General features: G+C 62.7%; 2 protein-coding genes. Both read left to right on the top strand.

Annotation, left to right across the window (positions count from 1 at the left end):
* The coding region (locus tag ACYPYD_RS23875; protein WP_459665923.1) for a hypothetical protein at positions 1-186 on the top strand (186 nt) is incomplete at its 5' end.
* Between the two features lie 19 nt (positions 187-205).
* On the top strand, positions 206-1,614 hold a 1,409-nt coding region (locus tag ACYPYD_RS23870), incomplete at its 3' end, for an aromatic ring-hydroxylating oxygenase subunit alpha (RefSeq protein ID WP_459665922.1).

The raw sequence follows: 1,614 nt of genomic DNA, 5'->3' as shown, positions 1-1,614 counted from the left end.
GGCTTCGACAAGCTCAGCCTGAGCGGTATCGAGATCAGGTCTTTAAATTCCGCTCAAGCGAGCTTGTCGAAGCCCCCTCGCCTCTCTCGATCGCCTCCAATTACCGCGCCCGCGATTACCGTCGCGCGGGTGGTGATTGCCTCCCGCTCCTCACGCTATACACTGGTTCAATACGAACGAGAGTAACAGCGAGAGGTATTGGGAAGTGCTCAAATCAGCAGACGGCGGCCTGCGGCCGGTGCCGTTCCCGATCGACGATCCCGAACGCATCCCGGTCAAGCGCTACTACGACCCCGAATTCTACCAGGCCGAGCTGGACCACTTGTGGCCCAACGTCTGGCAGATGGCCTGCCGCGAGGAGCAGATTCCCGAGGTCGGCGACTGGATCGAGTACGAGAACGTCGGCAGATCTGTCATCATCGTGCGCACCAGGACCGGCGTGAAGGCCTTCAACAACGCCTGCCGCCACCGCGGCGTACCCTTCGCGGGGGGATCACCACTGGGCTCCTCGCACGCGACGGCGCATGGCAACTGCGCGAAATCGGGCTTCGTCTGTCCCTTCCACGGCTGGCGCTGGAACATGGATGGCGAGAACACCATGGTCTACGGCAAGCACCTGTTCTCCGAGCGCCAGCTGGACGAGGACGACATCAACCTCATCCCCTGCCGCGCCGAAGTCTTCGGCGGCTGCGTATGGATCAACCACGATGACGACGCGCCCTCCGTTCGCGAGAGCATCGGCCCGTTGGCGGAGCGACTGGAAGCACACAACCTGCACAAGCTGCGCGCGGAGTGGTGCTACGGCACGGTGCTCCCGGCAAACTGGAAGATCGCGATGGAAGCCTTCATGGAAGGCTACCACGTCATGCAGACGCACCCGCAGCTGCAACACGCGGTGCCGACCATGTACAATTCGATGTACGCGATGGCCGACAATCCCAGCCGCGCGCCTATGCTGGCCGACCCCGCGCTGACCCTCGAGGAAAACATCGCCGCGCAGATCAAGAACATGGAACTGCTCAGCGAAGGCATGGCCGGCATGCTCCACGAGAAGGAAGTGGAGATCGCCAGATCGCTCCAGCACGCGACGCAGGGGCTGCCCGAGGACAAGAGCCAGGCCATGATGATGTGGCTGGGCATGGTCATGCACCAGGTCTCGGCCCAGTTGAAGGAACGCGGCGAACCGATTCCCGACCTCATCGCGGTGTCGCAGTCGGACCCGATCAACGCCGTCGAGTTCCTGTTCCCGAACTATTTCCTGCTGCCTTACTTCAGTTCGATGTCGGCCTACCGCATTCGCCCGCTGGGGCCGGAAAGCTGTTTCTTCGAACTGTGGTCGCTGACCTTCTTCCCCGAAGGACAGGAACCCGAGCCGGTCATGGAACCCATCGTGCTTCCATTCGACAGCCAGGACTTCCCGCCGATCCCCCGGCAGGACTACTCCAACATCCCGCTCCAGCAGAAGGGCCTGCACGCCTCGGGCTTCGAGTTCATGCGCCTCTCCAGCCAGGTCGAGGGGCTGATCAGCAATTACCAGCGCATCATCGACGGCTACCTCGCCGGCGTGCCGGGCGAGAAGCTGGCGGCGGCGAACAACAAGCTGGGCGGCAACTT

Source organism: Novosphingobium sp. 11B (assembly GCF_054589055.1).
The sequence above is the reverse complement of the archived record's forward strand: the minus strand, read 5'-3'. Positions and strand labels throughout refer to the sequence as shown.